This window comes from Geodermatophilus sabuli (assembly GCF_900215145.1).
Classification (GTDB): Bacteria; Actinomycetota; Actinomycetes; order Mycobacteriales; family Geodermatophilaceae; genus Geodermatophilus; species Geodermatophilus sabuli.
Genome location: NZ_OBDO01000007.1, coordinates 1 through 16,116, shown reverse-complemented (window position 1 = coordinate 16,116; position 16,116 = coordinate 1). Strand labels below are relative to the sequence as shown.

Here is a 16,116-nt window from a genome sequence, read left to right as displayed (position 1 = left end):
CCCTGGCCGCCACCGGGGTGCGAGTTCTGGCGCAACGCCACGAGTGCCTCCTTGTCGCGCGGATCCGGGCGGGACCTCGGGGAGCGCGTCCCGGACCGGAGTTGCGAGAGTTTCACGTGCTCAGCCGGGACGGAAGTACCTCAGCGCTAAATTGTCTGGCCCGTCGGGGCCGTGTCGGCGCGCGCCCGGAGGGGCTCCGACGCGCGCCCGCGGAGGGGCGGATCGGGTGGCGGCGCGCGGGGTGCGGACGTCCCGGCCGGACCGCAGAGGGGACCCCGCCACGAGCCGGCGGGGTCCCCTCTGTCGGATGCTGGCGGCGGGCCCTGGGGTCAGGGCCGGACGCCGTCGGTCACCGCCGGATCGGGCCCTCGCCCGGCGAGCCGGGGACCCCGGGCCGGCCGACCTCGTCGACCGAGGAGGGGTCCGGGGTGACCTCGTCGCCGTGCACGTGCCCGAACGTCGAGGCGGCAGCCGGGACGGCGCCCTCCCGGAGCAGCGCCTCCTTCATCTCGACCGGCGCGATGGCGCGGGCGACGTGCCAGCCGACGACGGCGACGATGGTGCCGAGCGCGATCCCGCCCAGCGAGAAGTTCTCGCTGAACACCAGCGTGACGTTGCCGATCGCGATGATGATGCCCGCGGCCAGCGGCACGAGGTTGATCGGGTTGGCGAAGTCGACCCGGTTCTCCTTCCAGATCTTCGCGCCGAGCAGGCCGATCATCCCGTAGAGGACGACGGTGATGCCGCCGAGCACGCCACCGGGGATGGCGTTGATCAGGGCGCCGAACTTCGGGCAGAGGCCGAGCAGGATCGCCACGATCGCGGCCACGTAGTACGCCGCGGTGGAGTAGACGCGGGTGGCGGCCATGACGCCGATGTTCTCGGCGTACGTGGTCGTCGGCGAACCGCCCACGGCCGAGGCGATGACGGTGCCGACACCGTCCGCGGCGATGGCGCGGCCCATGACCGGGTCGAGGTCGCGCTTGGTCATCGCGGCGACCGCCTTGACGTGACCGGTGTTCTCGGCGACCAGGGCGATGACGGCGGGCAGCACCAGCAGGCTGAAGTTCAGTGAGAAGCTCGGTGCGGTGAAGTCCGGCAGCCCGATCCACGGTGCGTCGCCGACCCCGGTGATGTTGACGAGGCGGTCGTGCTCGGTCGCCTCGGTCGCGCCGCCGAGCACCGAGGTGATCGGGCCGGTGGTGGCGTCGAGCAGCCAGGAGAGCAGGTAGCCGAAGATCAGCCCCAGCAGGATGGAGATGCGGGCCCAGAAGCCGCGCAGCGCCAGCGAGGCGACGATGACGAAGGCCATCGTGGCCAGGGCGACCCACTGGTCCTGCGGCCAGTAGATGCCGGCGACGACCGGCGCCAGGTTGAAGCCGATCAGCAGCACCACGGCGCCGGTGACGGCGGGCGGCAGGATGGCGTGGAGGAACCGCACGCCGGCGAAGTGGATGAGCACACCCACCAGCGCCAGGACGACGCCGGACACCAGGATCGCGCCCACGACGTCCGACGAGTCGCCGCCGGCCGCACGGACGGCGACGACGCCGCCGACGAACGAGGCACTGGTGCCGAGGTAACTCGGCACCTTCCCGCTGACCATGAGCAGGAAGACGATCGTCGCGACGCCGCTCATCATGATGGCGAGGTTCGCGTCCAGACCCATGACGAGCGGGAAGACGAAGGTCGCGCCGAACATCGCGACGACGTGCTGGGCGCCGATGCCGATGGTGAGCGGCCAGGACAACCGCTCGTCCGGGGCGACGGCCTCGCCCAGCGGCGGGGTCCTGCCGTCCCCGTAGAGCTTCCAACTGAACGCCATGAGTGCCTCCTCGACGTGCACCACAGACCAGGCCGGCAACCGGATGATGGCGTGTCCCGGCACCAGATGAGGCGCCAATCTGTCACCGCGACGAGGTGAGCGGAAGTACCTCAGTGCTAAATCGTTATGGCGGGAGATGTCTTAACGCTGAGGCAACATGCGAGTACGGTTCCCGGCGTGACCGCCCCATCCGACGCCGGAGCCCGGCACGTCTCCCTCCGCAGCGGCGTCTACGCCGACTCGGTCAAGTTGATGCAGGTCAGCCGTGACATCGGCGCCCGCGACGGCGTCACCGCCGTCCTGGTCGCGATGGCCACGCCGCTGAACCTGGAACTGGCCCGGAACATGGGCCTCGCGCCCGACGGCGACGTCTCGCCCGACCAGCTGCTCATCGCCGTCAAGGCGGCCGACGACGACGTCCTCGCCGCCGCGGTGGCCGCCGTCGACGCCGCTCTCTCCGCGCGGGAGCGCTCGAGCACGACGGCCGACGCCATCCCGGCGCGCACCATCGGCGCCGGCCTCGACGCGCTGCCCACCGATGGCTCGGCCCTGGCCATCGTCAGCGTCCCCGGGCAGTACGCCGTCGCCGAGGCCGCCGACGCGATCGCCGCGGGCCGCAGCGTGCTGGTCTTCTCCGACGGCGTCCCCGTCGAGCACGAGGTCGCCCTCAAGCGCGCTGCGCACGACGCCGGCGTCCTCGTGATGGGCCCCGACTGCGGAACGGCGATCGTCTCCGGGGTCGCCCTGGGCTTCGCCAACGTCGTCCGGCCCGGGCCCGTCGGGCTCGTGGCGGCCAGCGGCACCGGCGCCCAGCAGGTCTCCTGCCTGCTCGACATGGCCGGCGTCGGCGTCAGCCACGTGCTCGGCGTCGGCGGCCGTGACCTGTCCGAGGCCGTCGGTGGCCTGGCCACGCTCGACGCGCTCGCCGCCCTGGACGCCGACGCGGCCACCGAGCGGGTGCTGCTGGTCTCCAAGCCGCCGGCGCCGTCGGTGGCCGCCGCGGTGTCGGAGGCGGCCGCGCAGCTGTCGGTCCCCGTCCGCTCCGCCGCCCTCTCGCCGCAGACCCCCGACCTCACCGCCGCGGTCGAGGCGCTGCTCGACGACATGGGCGTCGCGGTGCCGGAGTGGCCGTCCCGCCCCGGGGACGGCGTCGCCGCGGCGCCGGGCGCGGTGCTCAAGGGCCTCTACTCCGGCGGCACCCTCGCCGACGAGACGATGCTGCTCGCGGCTCCCGCGCTCGGGGACATCCGCTCCAACACCCCGCTGCGGCCGGAGCTCCACCTCGGGACGGACCTGTCCGCCGCGGGCCACGTCGTCATCGACTTCGGCGACGACGCGCTGACCGTCGGCCGCGCGCATCCGATGATCGACCCGACCCTGCGGCTCGAGGCCCTCGAGGGGGTCGCCGCCGGGAACGAGCCGGCGGTGCTGCTCATGGACGTCGTCCTCGGGTACGGGGCCGACGCCGACCCCGCCGCCTCCCTGGTGCCCGCGCTGGCCGCCGCCCGGGCGGCCTCGGCCACCCCGCTGCCGGTCGTGGTCGCGCTCGTCGGTACCGAGAACGACCCGCAGGGCTGGTCCCGGCAGGCCGACGCCCTCGCCGCCGCCGGTGCCGCCGTCTTCTCCTCCAACGCCGCGGCCACGCGGTACGCCCTCGACCTGCTGGGAGCCGTCCGATGACCCTCGCTGACCTGCTCTCCGCCCCGCCGGCCATCGTCGCCGCCGGCGTCGACGTCTTCTCCGACGCGCTGCGCGCCCAGGGCGCCGAGGTGTACGACGTCGACTGGCGTCCCCCGGGCTTCGGTGATCCGGCCGAGCTGGCCGCCCTCGCCCTGGATCCCCGCCGGGCCGCGGCCAACCGGACCGCGGTGGAGCGGATCATGGCCGCCGGCTCGCAGCTGGTCGACGTCCGCCCGGCCCGCGAGGTGCTCGGCCTGCCCGACCGCATGCTGCTGCACGCCGGCCCGCCGATCGCCTGGGCCGACGCCAGCGGCCCGTTGCGCGGCGCGCTGATCGGCGCCTGTCTGTTCGAGGGGTGGGCCGACACCGCCGAGGAGGCGGAGCGGATCCTCGCCGCCGGCGAGATCACCCTCGACCCGTGTCACCACCACCGCGCCGTCGGGCCCATGGCCGGGGTGACCAGCCCGTCGATGTGGATGTGGTGCCTGCAGGACCCGGTGCACGGCGGGCAGGCGTTCTCCAACCTCAACGAGGGCCTCGGCAAGGTGCTGCGGATGGGCGCCTACAACGACGAGGTGATCACCCGGCTGCGCTGGATGCGCGACGTGCTGGGCCCGGTGCTGGCCAAGGCCGTGCGCGGCCCCGTCGACGCCGGCGCCGACCCGGTCGACGTGAAGTCGATCCTCGCGCAGATGCTGCAGATGGGCGACGAGGGGCACAACCGCAACCGCGCCGGGTCCCTGATGGCGTTGCGCGAGCTCTCCCCGGCCATCGTCGCGGTGGAGGGCGTGCCGTCGTCCGACATCGCCGCGGTGCTCGAGTTCGCCGGTGGCAACGAGCACTTCTTCCTCAACCTCGGCATGCCGACGGCGAAGCTGGCCATGGACTCCGCCCGGGGCATCCCCGGCTCGTCGATGGTCACCGTGATGGCCCGCAACGGCACGGAGTTCGGCATCCAGACCGCCGGCACCGGCGACCGCTGGTTCACCGGTCCGGCCAACACCCCCGTCGGCCTGTTCCTCGGCGACTACGGCCCCGAGGACGCCAACCCCGACATCGGTGACTCCGCGATCATGGAGACCTACGGCGTCGGCGGGTTCACCATGGCCGCCGCGCCCGCGATCGTCCGGTTCGTCGGCGGCTCCGTGCCCGACGCGCTGGCCACGACCGAGCGGATGTACCAGCTCACCCTCGCGGAGAACCCCGCGATGCAGGTGCCGATCCTCGGCTTCCGCGGCTCGCCGACCGGGATCGATGTCCTGAAGGTGGCGCGCTCGGGGTGGCTGCCGCAGATCAACACCGGGATGGCCGGCCGTGTCGCCGGCACCGGTCAGGTCGGCGCCGGCCTGGTCCAGCCGCCGCAGCAGTGCTTCGAGCAGGCCCTGCGGGCCCTGGCCGAGGAGACCCGCGCCGCCTGAGCGGGGACCCCGTCCTCCGCGGCTCAGCGCGGGGCCCGGGACGGGGCCCACTCCCAGGCGCCGCGGCGCGCCCGGCCGACCTCGTCCGACCGGGCGCGCCGCCTCGGCGGTTGCCCCGGTGTCGTCGTCGCGCGCACGCTCGGGCCATGCACCAGACCAACTGGCCTCCGGACGTGTCGGACGACGAGATCCGGCGGATGGGACCGCCGGAGAACGAGATCCCGGTCGCGCTGCAGCGCAACGTGGTGATGGCCCGGACGGACGACGTCGGGCTCGCCCTGCTCGGGTTGCGGGTGCACTCCACCGGGGTCCTGTTCGACCTCATCGTCAGGGTGCGCCCCTCCTCGTCCCTCGTCCGCGGTCGCGGGCTGGGCGAGCTGACGTGGGAGTACGGCCCCGGTGGCGCGCGCTTCCTGGTCGGGGTCGAGCTGGCCGACGGTCGGCGGGCGAGCAGCGTCCCCGGTGTCGGCAGCGAGGACGTGTCCTTCGACCTCGTCGCCGGCTCGAGCGCGGACCTGACGATCGACCAGTCGTGGTGGCTCCATCCGCTCCCGCCCGAGGGGTCGTTGCACCTCGTCGTCCGCTGCCCCGACCTGGGCATCCCCGAGACGGTCACCGAGGTCGACGCGACGGCGATCCGGCAGGCCGCCGGACGGGTCGTCGAGCTGTGGCCCTGGGAGCGGCCCGGGTGGGAGGAGCCGGAGGCGGCGGCGCCGGCGGACCTCCCTGGCGACAGCTGGTTCGCCCGTCGCTGACGGTCAGCCGCGGGAGCAGGCCAGCAGGCCGTCGACGGCGGCGGCGAACTCGGCGGGACCGGCCAGCGGCGTGGGGAACGGCGTCCGCAGGTCGTAGCAGCCGCGCCGGTGCTCGACGCGGAAGACGACGCCGAAGCGGTCGACGCCGAGCAGGTGGACGTCGTCGTCGCCGGTCCGCGCCCGCACCCGCGCGCACAGCTCGGCGAGCGGGCCGGCGCAGTCGGCGAGCAGGTCGGTCTCCGCCGTCCACAGCGGGTCGGGCCGCGCCGCGGCGTACTCCTCCGGCGTGAGCTCGGTGCAGCCGCCACCCTCGTGCAGGAGGACCTCGGCGAGGTCCAGGCGCAGCAGGATCGCGGTGAGCCCGACGTCGAGCAGCACGTCGGCGGCGTGCGCGGCGGCGAAGGCCAGCACCCGCTCGGGTTCGTCGCGGGCCGGCACGGGCGTCAGCCAGCCGGCCAGCTCCAGCCGCGCCCGCAGCGGGTTGCGCAGGGGGAGCGGGGACCGGGAGGTGACCGTCACGCGCGCGGGCAGGTCGCCCTCGGGGGCGGCCGCGACCGCGGCGGCCAGTCCGCCCGAGCGCGGGACGACGACGAGCACGTCGCCGTCCTCGGTGGTCGTGGCGGCCAGCAGGTGACTGGTGCCGAGCCCGAGGGCGGTGACGGAGGCGGCCTGCCGGGTGGCGACGGTGCGGGCCCGCTCGGCGGCGGAGGCCACGGACGAGCGATCGTCGTCGGCGGCGGGCGTCCGGGGTGCGGGGCGGGGACCAGCGGTCATGACTTCCCTCGGGGTAGACGTCGGGGTGTCGAGCGAGAGTAAGGTGAGCCTAACCAAACCAGGAGGTCCCGTGAACACCCCGCGCCCCAAGGTCCGGATCAGTCGCGCGCTCGGCATCCCGCTCACGCCGAAGGCCGTGCAGTACTTCGAGCGCCGTCCCTACCCGCCGGGCGAGCACGGCCGCAAGCGCCGCAAGGACAGCGACTACTCCACCCGTCTCAAGGAGAAGCAGCGGCTGCGGGCGCAGTACGACATCAGCGAGAGCCAGCTGCGGGCGGCCTTCGACCGGGCCAAGCGGACCGGCGGCAAGACGGGCGAGGCGCTCATCCAGGACCTCGAGTCGCGGCTGGACGCCACCGTGCTGCGGGCCGGCTTCGCGCGGACCATCTACCAGGCCCGTCAGTTCGTCACCCACCAGCACGTGCTGGTCAACGGCAAGCGGGTGGACCGCCCCTCCTACCGGCTGCGGCCGGGTGACTTCGTGCAGATCGCCGAGCGGTCGCGGCGCAAGGACCCGTTCGTCGTGGCCGCCTCCGGTGCGCACGCCACCGCCCCGGCCTACCTCGAGGTGCGGCTGGCCGACCTGCTCGCCCGCTACGAGCGGACGCCGGACCGCGACGAGGTGCCGGTGATCTGCGAGGAGCAGCTGGTCGTGGAGTACTACTCCCGCTGACCCGGACGCCCGTGAACCGCCGAGATCGGCGATCTCGGCGCCATCAGCTGCTGATGCTGCCCAGATCGCCGATCTCGGCGGCGGACCGGCTCAGGCCAGGTGGCCGCGCAGCGCGGCGTTGACCGTCTCCGGGTCGGTCGTGTTGGGCAGGTGCCCCGCCCCGGTGACCACGAGGAACTGCGCACCCGGGATGCCGTCGGCGATCAGCCGCACCATGTCCGGCGGCGTCGCCGGGTCCTCCGCGCCGGCCACGACCAGCGTCGGCATGGTGATCTGACCCAACCGGTCGCGGACGTCGAAGTCGCCGATGGCCTCGCAGCAGGCGGCGTAGCCCTCGTCGGGGGTGTCCCGCAGCATCTGCAGCAGCCGCAGCGCCTCATCGGGGTGCTGCTCGGCCCAGGCCGCGGTGAACCACGTGCCGGTGCGGGAGCCGACCAGCGTCTCGGTGCCCTGCTCGCGCACCTGCTGGGCCCGCGCCGTCCACGACGGCGGGTCGGCGAACTGCGCGGCCGAGGCGATGATCGCCAGCTTCTCCAGCCGCTCCGGCACGGTCAGCGCCAGCTGCTGCCCGATCGCCCCGCCGATGGAGACCCCGGCGTAGGAGAACCGGTCCACGCCGAGCCGGTCGAGCAGGGCCACCACGTCGGCGGCGAGGTCGGCCATCGTGCACGGGCCCGGGACGACCTCCGAGCCGCCGTGCCCGCGCAGGTCGTAGCGCACCACGCGGAAGTCGCCGGCGAACTCCGCGGCCTGGGCATCGAACAGCCCGGTGTCGGTGCCCAGCGACGGGCCGAGCACGAGGACGGGGGCGTCGTCCGGGCCGTCGACGACGGCGGACAGGCGTGCGGTCATGGGTGGACTCCCCTGGGTACGGCGGCGGCGCGAGCCGCCTCGAGGCTGAACCGGTGCTGGTCCCATCCAACCGTCAGGGGTGCCCAGTAGGAGAACCGGACCCGCTTGACGCGGTACCGCCACCCCGCCGCGGTGCGGACGAGCTCGTCGGCGTACCGCCCGGCCGCGACGTGCGGCACGCCCTCGACGACGCACGGCTGCCACAGCAGGGAGCGCACTGTCGCCGCGTCTCCGGACACCTCCACCTCCAGGTTGGAGACGTGGTGCCAGAAGGCGGTCAGCCCGCCGGTGGCCAGGCCGGAGAAGAAGGTCAGCAGGTCGGCCCGGCCCGCCACCCGGGACAGTCCGTCGAAGACGCCGTCCGCGGTGAACAGGTCGACCAGGGCCGGCCAGTCCCCGTCGTCGAGCAGCCGGCAGTAGACGGCGTCGAGACGGCGGATCTCCTCGACGTCCTCCAGTCGCCGCAGCCGCTCCTCGACCGGGCCCGCACCGGTCGCGGGGGTCACGGGTTCGCCGAGAGGGCCGACGGGTGCTCGGTCAGCGGGGTCACCGTGATCGTCATGAACGGGAACAGCGGCAGGTTCCACAGGATGTCGTGCAGCTCGTCGGTACCGTCGACGTCGAAGACACTGACGTTGCTGTAGGCGCCGACCACCCGCCACAGGTGCACCCACTTGCCGCTGCGCTGCAGGTCCAGTGCGCGGGCCTTCTCGGTGGTCACCAGCCGGGTGCGCTCCTCGGGGTCGAGGTCGCGGGGGATGGCGACGTCCATGCGCACGTGGAAGAGCATGTCCGGGAACTCCTTGCTGGTGGTGGTCGGTGGGCGGTGTCCACCCTGCCGGACGGGGACGATCCCGTCCGCCCCGGGGCGCGTCAGGCGGCCGCCGTCTCCTCCGGCTCCAGGGCGAAGTCGTAGGTGACCGCCCGGGTGCCGTCGTCCTGCTCCTGGGGGTCGAGGACGAGTTCGGGCTTGGTGGCCTCGGCGACGTCGCTGTCGAGCCACTCGCCACCGGCGAAGTACAGCTGCGTGGTGATGGTGCGGTGGCCGGGGGCGCGGACGAGCAGGTGCAGGTGGACGGAGTAGTAGCCCTCGGATTCGGCCTGCCAGAGGTCGACCTCGGCGCCGGCCAGCGGGGTGCCGTCGACGTCGCGCACCTGGCCGGCGAGGACCAGCGGCGTGCCCTGCTCGTCGTGCTCGACGAAGACGTCGAGGAACGGCGGCCACTCCCCGCCCTCGCCGACCTCGATCATCCAGGCCTTGGCGGCCTGGAACTCCGGATGGGTGACGTCCTGGTCGCGGATGGCCTGGTGGACGCCGGCCAGGGCGGCGCTGACGACGGCGCTGACCCGCTCGGGGGAGACGGCTGAGGCGCCCCGGTACTGCTCGTTGCTGCGGAAGGACTCGGTGGCGTTCGCGCCCGAGCCGGCGGCGGTGGGGCCGACGTGTCCAGTGGTGGTCACGGTGCGGCTCCTCGTGCTGGGTGCGCCGGTCACCCGGCGCCGGGTGCACGGGGTCAGCGGGTGCGGGAACGCGACGTCGTGGCCGCTGGGATACCCCGGGCCGACCCACGCCGAACTCGCGCACCGTGACGGGCCCGTCCCGCCGGAGCGGCTCAGGGTGCCGGGACGAGCAGGTCCTCGACGGCCGGGCGGAGGGTGTCGGCGGCGGTGTCGAGGACTTCGTGTACTCGCACGACGAGATCGGCGATCTCGTATGCCACAGGTCGTGCAGGCGTACGAGATCGCCGATCTCGTCGAGGTGGTGCTGTCGTCAGGCCCTGACGATGGCGGCCACCGGGCCACCACCCGAGGGGCCCTGGTGCACCGCGGCGACCGAGACGAACACGGCCGGGTCGCCGGTCACCGACGCCGTCACGCCGCCGACGCAGGCCTTGATCTGGCGGTGCCAGGAGACGTCGGAGTCGTCGAGCATGGCGTTGCGACGGCCGCGCACCTTGCCGTCGGGGGAGGCCTCGCACTTGAGGAACACGTTGACCAGGCGGTCGCCGAGGTCGGTGTGGTGGGGGCGCTCGGGCAGGTCGATGCCGGCGTCGCGGATCGCGGCCCAGATGCCGTCCTGGTCCAGGGCGTCCTCCATCACCGAGTGGCCGACGCGGTAGGTGCCGCCGTGCCCACGGGCGTTGCCGACGACGACGATCTGCGCACGGTCCAGCTCCACGCCCGAGGAGCAGGAGGCGACCGCGCTGTAGAGGGAGAGGTCGCGCATGATCTGCTCCTGCGTCGGCATCTCGATCTCGCCGAGCGCCACCGCGATGCCCAGCGCCGTCGTCCCGTTGGAGATGTCCATCGAGCCGTGCGGCTCTTCCAGGATCGTGGTCTGTCCACGCTCGTGGGCGTCGCGGATCGTGTCGATGGTCAGCAGCGGCGTCTTGGTCTGCACGTAGTGCACGTCGGCCGGGTCGGTGATGCCCGCAGCCTCCATCGCCTTCTTCACGCCCTCGGCGACCTTCGCCACCATCGCGACGCGGCCGATGTCCTCGGGCAGCAGGACGTCGCTCATCGCGTAGCCGACGGTCAGGCGCGGCTCGTCGGTCTTCTCGACGGAGTCCTCCGGCAGCGTGGCGAAGACCGTGGCGTGCGGGCTGATGACGCCGTCGGTGCCACCGGACCACACGATCGGGATCTGCTTGACCTCCTCCAGCGGCCGGCTGCCCTTCTCCAGCAGCACCTCGCGGAAGGCACGGTCGGCGATGATGCGGGTGTAGTCGTTGATCCCGCCGTTGCCCTCCGTCTTGCCGATGACGGCGATGACCCGGTCGGCCTCCATCACGCCGTCATCGATGAGCTTGGCCAGCTCGGAGGCGTCACTGACGTTGTGCAGCGGGACCTTGCGGACCTCGATCGGTGCGGGCACGGCGTTCCTCTCGGTCGGTGGGACGGATCAGGCGGTGAGGACGGTGCCGACGGCGTCCTCGCGGACGGCGTCGGAGATGTGCTCGAGGCTGGTGATGACGGCGCGGCGGCCCGGGGTGTCGCCCCCGACGAACCGCAGCGCGGCGTCGACCTTGGGCCCCATGCTGCCGCGGGCGAACTGACCGGCGGCGGCGTGTGCGCGCAGCTCCGCGGCGGTCACCCGCTCCAGCGGCCGGGCGGACGGCGTGCCGAAGTCGACCATCACGTTCGGGACGTCGGTGGCGATCACCAGCGTGTCGGCGCCCAGCTCGGCGGCCAGCAGCGCGGCGGTGAGGTCCTTGTCGATGACCGCCTCGACACCACGCAGCGCGCTGCCGGTGCCGTCGTCCACCACCGGGATGCCGCCACCGCCGGCGCAGGCGACGACGAAGCCGGCGCCGGCCAGCGCCGAGATCGCCGGGACGTCGACCACCGAGCGCGGCTCCGGCGAGGCGACGACGCGACGCCAGCCGCGCGGACCGCGGTCCTCCCAGATCTGGCCGTGCCCGATGAAGGTCTCCGCCTTCTCGCGCGGCAGGAACCGGCCGACGGGCTTCGACGGCTCGCGGAAGTTCGGGTCGTCGGCGTCGACGAGGGTGCGGGTGATCAGGCTGGCGGTGCGCTGGGGGAGTCCGCGCGCCGCGAGGGCGGCGTCCAGCTCGTCGGCGAGCGTGAAACCGATCGTCGCCTGGGTCTGGGCCACACACCAGTCCAGCGGGACCGGGGGCACCTCGTGCGCCGCGAGCTCGTTCTTGACCAGCAGGTTCCCGACCTGGGGACCGTTTCCGTGGGTGAGGACGACCTCCACCCCGGTGGAGACGACCTCCGCCACGTGCGCGCAGGCTCCGGCGATCGCGGCCTGCTGTGCGCCCGGGGTGGCCGAGCCGTCGGGGCCGGTCATCGCGTTGCCGCCGAGGGCGATCACGACGCGGCGGGAGGAGGTCACCAGGAGACCCTAGCCGCAAAGTGCCTTAGCGGTGAAGTACTTCTTCCGGCGGGGACGGGTCAGCGGCGCCAGAAGTCGAAGGCGTCGCGGCCGGGGCGGAAGCCGGCGGACTCGACGACGTCCACGGCCAGGTCGAAGTACTGGCCGACGGCGGCCGGCTGGTGGGCGTCACTGCCGAAGCTGATCGCCTCGCCGCCCTCCTCGAAGAACCACCGCACCTGGTCCACCGAGGCCAGCGGGCTGGAGGTGTTGACCTCCAGCGCCCGCCCCGTGTCGGCCAGCGCGCGGAACACCGCCCGGTACTCCTCCTCGTAGTCCTTCTCCGCGTACCGGTCGCTGCCGCCGGGCCAGTAGCGCCGGGGGAAGTCGACGTGCGCCAGCACCTGGAAGACGTCGCTGTTCTCCACCATGTCCACGACCTCGGCGAGGTAGCGCCGCATCGTCGAGTCGGGGTCCGGGTAGAGCAGCCGGCCGACGCCGTAGAGCCGGCCGTCCTGGCTCAGCGAGTGCAGCGAGCCGAGCACCCGGTCCACCGGAGCGTCGCTCAGGTGCCGGGCCACGCTCGCGGCGAACAGGTGCGGCTCGCCGGTCTCGACCCCCGACCAGATCCGCAGCTCGGGGAAGCGCTCCCGGCACTCCTCCAGCTCGGCGGAGTAGCCCTCGATGTCGATGGGCAGGTGCCGGGAGGCGTGCCGGTCGACCAGCCCGTCGGCGGTCGCGCGGTCCTCCGGGGACCACGTGGTGAAGTCGAGGTGCTCGGTGAAGGCGATGGCCGGCAGGCCGCGGGCGACCGCCCGCTCGCAGGCGCGCACCATCGTCGAGGTCTCGGAGGTGTCCCAGGACCACCTGGTGTGCACGTGGTTGTCCGGCGGTCGCATCGTCTGTGGATTGTCCCCCTCCGTCCCCAGGCTGCGCGCGGCGGCCGGTTCCGTCGCCCGCGCTGCCTACTGTCGGGACCCATGAGCACCGCCGCGCCGCCCTCTCCGCTGACGTCGGAGGCCCTCGAGGTCCTCCGCGAGCTGACCGGCCGTCCCGACGCCGAGTTCCGCGAGGGGCAGGACGCCGCCGTCGCCGCGCTGGTCGAGCGCTCCGAACGGGCCCTGGTGGTGCAGCGCACCGGCTGGGGGAAGTCGGCGGTCTACTTCGTCTCCACCGCCCTGCTGCGCCGCCGCGGCGCCGGCCCGACCCTGCTGGTCAGCCCGCTGCTCGCGCTGATGCGCGACCAGGTCGCCGCCGCGTCCCGCGCCGGCATCCGCGCGGTGGAGATCTCCAGCGCCAACGCCACCGAGTGGGACGACGTCGCGGCCCGCCTCGCCGCCGACGACGTCGACGTCCTGTTGGTCTCGCCCGAGCGGCTCACCAACCCGAGGTTCCGCGAGGAGCAGCTGCCGGGGCTGGTCGCCCGGTGCGGCCTGCTCGTGGTCGACGAGGCCCACTGCGTCTCCGACTGGGGCCACGACTTCCGCCCCGACTACCGCCGCATCCGCGACCTGCTCGGCACGCTGCCCGCCGGTACCCCGGTGCTGGCCACCACCGCGACGGCGAACGAGCGCGTGGTCGCCGACGTCGCCGAGCAGTTGGGCGCCGGCGGTGTCTCGGTGACCACGGTCCGCGGCCCCCTGGCCCGCGACTCGCTGCGCCTCGGGGTGCTGCGGCTGCCCACCGACCGCGCCCGGCTGGCCTGGCTCGCCGCCCACCTCGGGGACCTGCCGGGCAGCGGCATCGTCTACACGCTCACCGTCGCCGCGGCGGAGGAGACCGCCGCGCTGCTGCGCGACGCCGGCCACGAGGTGCGCGCGTACACCGGCCGGCTGGACGACGCTGACCGCAAGGACGCCGAGGAGGCGCTGCGGGCCAACGAGGTGAAGGCGCTGGTCGCCACCTCCGCCCTCGGGATGGGCTTCGACAAGCCGGACCTCGGCTTCGTCGTCCACCTGGGCGCCCCGTCCTCGCCGGTCAGCTACTACCAGCAGGTGGGCCGCGCCGGTCGCGCCGTGGAGCACGCCGACGTGCTGCTCCTCCCCGGCCCGGAGGACCTCGCGATCTGGCAGTGGTTCGCCACCTCGTCCATGCCCCGGGAGGACCACGCCGCGGCCGTGCTCGGCGCGATGGCCGACGGCAAGGCGTGGTCGGTGGCCCGGCTCGAGACGGTGGCCGACGTGCGCCGCTCCCGCCTGGAGCTGCTGCTCAAGGTGCTGGCCGTCGACGGTGCCGTCGAGCGGGTCCAGGGCGGCTGGCGGTCCACCGGCCGCCCCTGGATCTACGACGCCGACCGCTACGCCCGGGTCTCCCGGACCCGCGAGGCCGAGCAGCGAGCGATGCTCGCCTACGCCAAGCCGGTCGACGCGGCCGAGTGCCGGATGGCGTTCCTCCAGGAGGCGCTCGACGATCCGACCGCCGCACCGTGCGGGCGTTGCGACGTGTGCGCCGGACCCTGGTACTCGACGGACGTGCCCGCCGCGGCCGCCGAGGCGGCGTCGGCCGCCCTCGACCGCCCCGGCGTCGAGTTGGCCCCCCGCGCCCAGTGGCCGACCGGTGCCGACCGCCTGGGGGTGGAGGTCAAGGGGAAGATCGCGGCCGGGGAGCAGCTGGACCCGGGCCGGGCGGTCGCCCGGCTGACCGACCTCGGCTGGGGGCAGCGGCTGCGCACCCTGCTCGGTGACGACGGCGTCGGCGGCACCGTGACCCTCGACCTGGAGGCCCCCGGCCTCGAGGAGGACCCCGACGCCGCGTTCGACGTCCCCGTGCAGCGCTCGGTGTCCGACGTCCCGCCGGACGACGAGCTCCTCCGCGCGTGCGCGCGCGTGCTCGGCGCCTGGGACTGGGCCGAGCGGCCGGCGGCCGTGGTGGCGGTGCCGTCGCGGCGCCGCCCCCGCCTGGTCACCGGCCTGGCGCAGGGGTTGGCCACCCTCGGGCGGCTGCCCTACCTCGGTGAACTGTCGCTGGCGCACGGCGGCCCGACCGGGCAGCCTGGGGGGAACAGCGCCTTCCGGCTGGCCGGGGTGTGGCAGCGCGTCGTCGTGGGCCCGGAGCTGCGGGAGCGGTTGTCCTCACTGGGCGCCGTCCCGGTCCTGCTCGTCGACGACCTCGCCGACTCGCGGTGGACCATGACCGTCGCCGGCCGGGAGCTGCGACTGGCCGGCGCCTCCCGGGTGCTGCCGTTCGCGCTCGCCCTGACGGCCTGAGGAGCCCCCGGCGTGACCCTGCCGGAGGCGCCGGGGGAGTACGCGGGTGATCCCTCGCCCCGTCCAGTACTCGTACACCTGTTCGATTCGACGTAGCCTGCGCCCATGTCGCTCGCGCACCAGCCGTCGATGTGGGACCTCGCCGAGGAGGCGACGCTCGGTCCGCTCGCCGTCACCCGGCACCCCCTGAGCCGTGGCGCCTGGGTCGACCACCTCCCGGGCTGGGTGGCCGGATCCGATGCGGTGCTCGAGGTGCTGCTCGGGGACATCGGCTGGCGGGCGGACCGGCGCCAGATGTACGAGCGGGAGGTCGCCGTCCCGCGCTTGCTGCGGTGGTACGGCGGCGAGGAGACGCTGCCGCACCCGCTGCTCACCGAGGCGCGCACAGCACTGAACGCCCACTACGGGCCCGAACTCGGCGAGCCGTTCGTGAGTGCCGGCATGTGCCTGTACCGGGACGGGCGGGACAGCGTCGCCTGGCACGGCGACCGCATCGGGCGCGGGCGCAGCGCGGAGACGATGGTCGCCATCGTCTCCTTCGGTTCACCACGGCCGCTGCTGCTCCGTCCGGTGGGTGGCGGCAAGGCCCTGCGGTTCCCGCTGGGGCACGGCGACCTCGTGGTGATGGGCGGCAGCTGTCAGCGCACCTGGGAGCACTGCATCCCCAAGACGGCGAAGGCGGTCGGCCCGAGGGTCAGCGTCCAGTTCCGTCCGCGCGGCGTGGCCTGACCTGCAGGTGTCGGCACGTTCCGCGGCACTCCCGTCGGACGCCGTCCGGGTGCTGCACGGGCCCGCGAAAGCGGGGCCAACGGCTGTGAGGGCCCCCACCCGAACCCCCCGTGCACGACCCCTCCGAGGGCGTGTACTGTCCTCTCTGCACCGAGCGAGAACGGACCGGGCCGCCAGCCTGGTCAACCGCCAGCCGAACCCCTGCGGTTTGACTGATGCGGAGCCCGGGGTACAGTGGACATACCGCCTCGAACACCAGCCCACAAAGGCTCGAGTTCTTGTGCGTCCGTTCCTTGAGAACTCAACAGCGTGCCGAAAGTCAGTGCCAAGTTTTATACCCCCGGCGCTGCACACGGTTTGTGTGTG

Annotated in this window: 15 protein-coding genes; 6 read left to right on the top strand and 9 right to left on the bottom strand. The window is 73.7% G+C overall.

Features of this window, described 5'->3' with window-relative positions:
- Positions 1-349: 349 nt before the first annotated feature.
- Positions 350-1,825: a uracil-xanthine permease family protein gene (locus CRP39_RS15850; RefSeq protein WP_097207359.1), complete on the bottom strand. Its 1,476-nt coding sequence runs from the start codon at positions 1,823-1,825 to the stop codon at positions 350-352.
- 177 nt (positions 1,826-2,002) lie between these two features.
- On the opposite strand from CRP39_RS15850, the gene CRP39_RS15845 reads away from it, so the two are divergent.
- From CRP39_RS15845 to CRP39_RS15835, 3 genes are all read left to right on the top strand, one after another.
- Positions 2,003-3,505, top strand: a complete 1,503-nt coding sequence (locus CRP39_RS15845; protein WP_245853904.1) for an AllF/FdrA family protein — start codon at positions 2,003-2,005, stop codon at positions 3,503-3,505.
- Complete coding sequence (locus CRP39_RS15840; RefSeq protein WP_097207357.1) at positions 3,502-4,923, top strand: YlbE family protein; 1,422 nt, start codon at positions 3,502-3,504, stop codon at positions 4,921-4,923. The genes CRP39_RS15845 and CRP39_RS15840 overlap by 4 nt, the downstream gene beginning before the upstream one ends.
- Positions 4,924-5,069: 146 nt before the next feature.
- Complete coding sequence (locus tag CRP39_RS15835) at positions 5,070-5,678, top strand: hypothetical protein (protein WP_097207356.1); 609 nt, start codon at positions 5,070-5,072, stop codon at positions 5,676-5,678.
- A 3-nt stretch (positions 5,679-5,681) separates the two neighbouring features.
- Here CRP39_RS15835 and CRP39_RS15830 read toward each other — a convergent pair whose 3' ends face one another.
- Positions 5,682-6,452 (bottom strand): DUF2470 domain-containing protein, encoded by a 771-nt coding sequence (locus CRP39_RS15830; protein WP_143426671.1) that lies wholly within the window; start codon positions 6,450-6,452, stop codon positions 5,682-5,684.
- A gap of 70 nt (positions 6,453-6,522) precedes the next feature.
- Here CRP39_RS15830 and rpsD point away from each other — a divergent pair, with 70 nt between their 5' ends.
- Entirely contained in the window at positions 6,523-7,125 is a 603-nt protein-coding gene (gene rpsD, locus CRP39_RS15820; RefSeq protein WP_097207353.1) for a 30S ribosomal protein S4, read from the top strand.
- A gap of 90 nt (positions 7,126-7,215) precedes the next feature.
- Here rpsD and pcaD read toward each other — a convergent pair whose 3' ends face one another.
- From pcaD to CRP39_RS15785, 7 genes are all read right to left on the bottom strand, one after another.
- The gene (gene pcaD, locus CRP39_RS15815; RefSeq protein ID WP_216359767.1) at positions 7,216-7,977 is read right to left on the bottom strand and encodes a 3-oxoadipate enol-lactonase; all 762 of its coding nucleotides are present in this window, start codon (positions 7,975-7,977) and stop codon (positions 7,216-7,218) included.
- Positions 7,974-8,483, bottom strand: coding sequence for a nuclear transport factor 2 family protein (locus CRP39_RS15810; protein WP_097207351.1), 510 nt, complete (start codon positions 8,481-8,483; stop codon positions 7,974-7,976). The genes pcaD and CRP39_RS15810 overlap by 4 nt, the downstream gene beginning before the upstream one ends.
- On the bottom strand, positions 8,480-8,767 hold the full coding sequence (gene catC / locus CRP39_RS15805) for a muconolactone Delta-isomerase (protein WP_097207350.1): 288 nt from the start codon (positions 8,765-8,767) through the stop codon (positions 8,480-8,482). Before catC ends, CRP39_RS15810 begins: the two co-directional genes overlap by 4 nt.
- 83 nt (positions 8,768-8,850) lie before the next feature.
- Positions 8,851-9,438, bottom strand: coding sequence for a dioxygenase family protein (locus tag CRP39_RS15800; protein WP_097207349.1), 588 nt, complete (start codon positions 9,436-9,438; stop codon positions 8,851-8,853).
- Positions 9,439-9,748: 310 nt separating this feature from the next.
- Positions 9,749-10,852 (bottom strand): barbiturase, encoded by a 1,104-nt coding sequence (bar, locus tag CRP39_RS15795; RefSeq protein ID WP_097207348.1) that lies wholly within the window; start codon positions 10,850-10,852, stop codon positions 9,749-9,751.
- Between the two features lie 27 nt (positions 10,853-10,879).
- Entirely contained in the window at positions 10,880-11,836 is a 957-nt protein-coding gene (locus CRP39_RS15790; RefSeq protein ID WP_097207347.1) for a carbamate kinase, read from the bottom strand.
- A gap of 59 nt (positions 11,837-11,895) precedes the next feature.
- Positions 11,896-12,714, bottom strand: a complete 819-nt coding sequence (locus CRP39_RS15785; RefSeq protein WP_097207346.1) for a PHP domain-containing protein — start codon at positions 12,712-12,714, stop codon at positions 11,896-11,898.
- A gap of 81 nt (positions 12,715-12,795) precedes the next feature.
- On the opposite strand from CRP39_RS15785, the gene CRP39_RS15780 reads away from it, so the two are divergent.
- Together CRP39_RS15780 and CRP39_RS15775 are read left to right on the top strand one after the other, a co-directional pair.
- Positions 12,796-15,021 (top strand): RecQ family ATP-dependent DNA helicase, encoded by a 2,226-nt coding sequence (locus CRP39_RS15780; RefSeq protein WP_097207345.1) that lies wholly within the window; start codon positions 12,796-12,798, stop codon positions 15,019-15,021.
- Between the two features lie 105 nt (positions 15,022-15,126).
- On the top strand, positions 15,127-15,750 hold the full coding sequence (locus CRP39_RS15775) for an alpha-ketoglutarate-dependent dioxygenase AlkB (RefSeq protein WP_097207344.1): 624 nt from the start codon (positions 15,127-15,129) through the stop codon (positions 15,748-15,750).
- Positions 15,751-16,116: the final 366 nt, after the last annotated feature.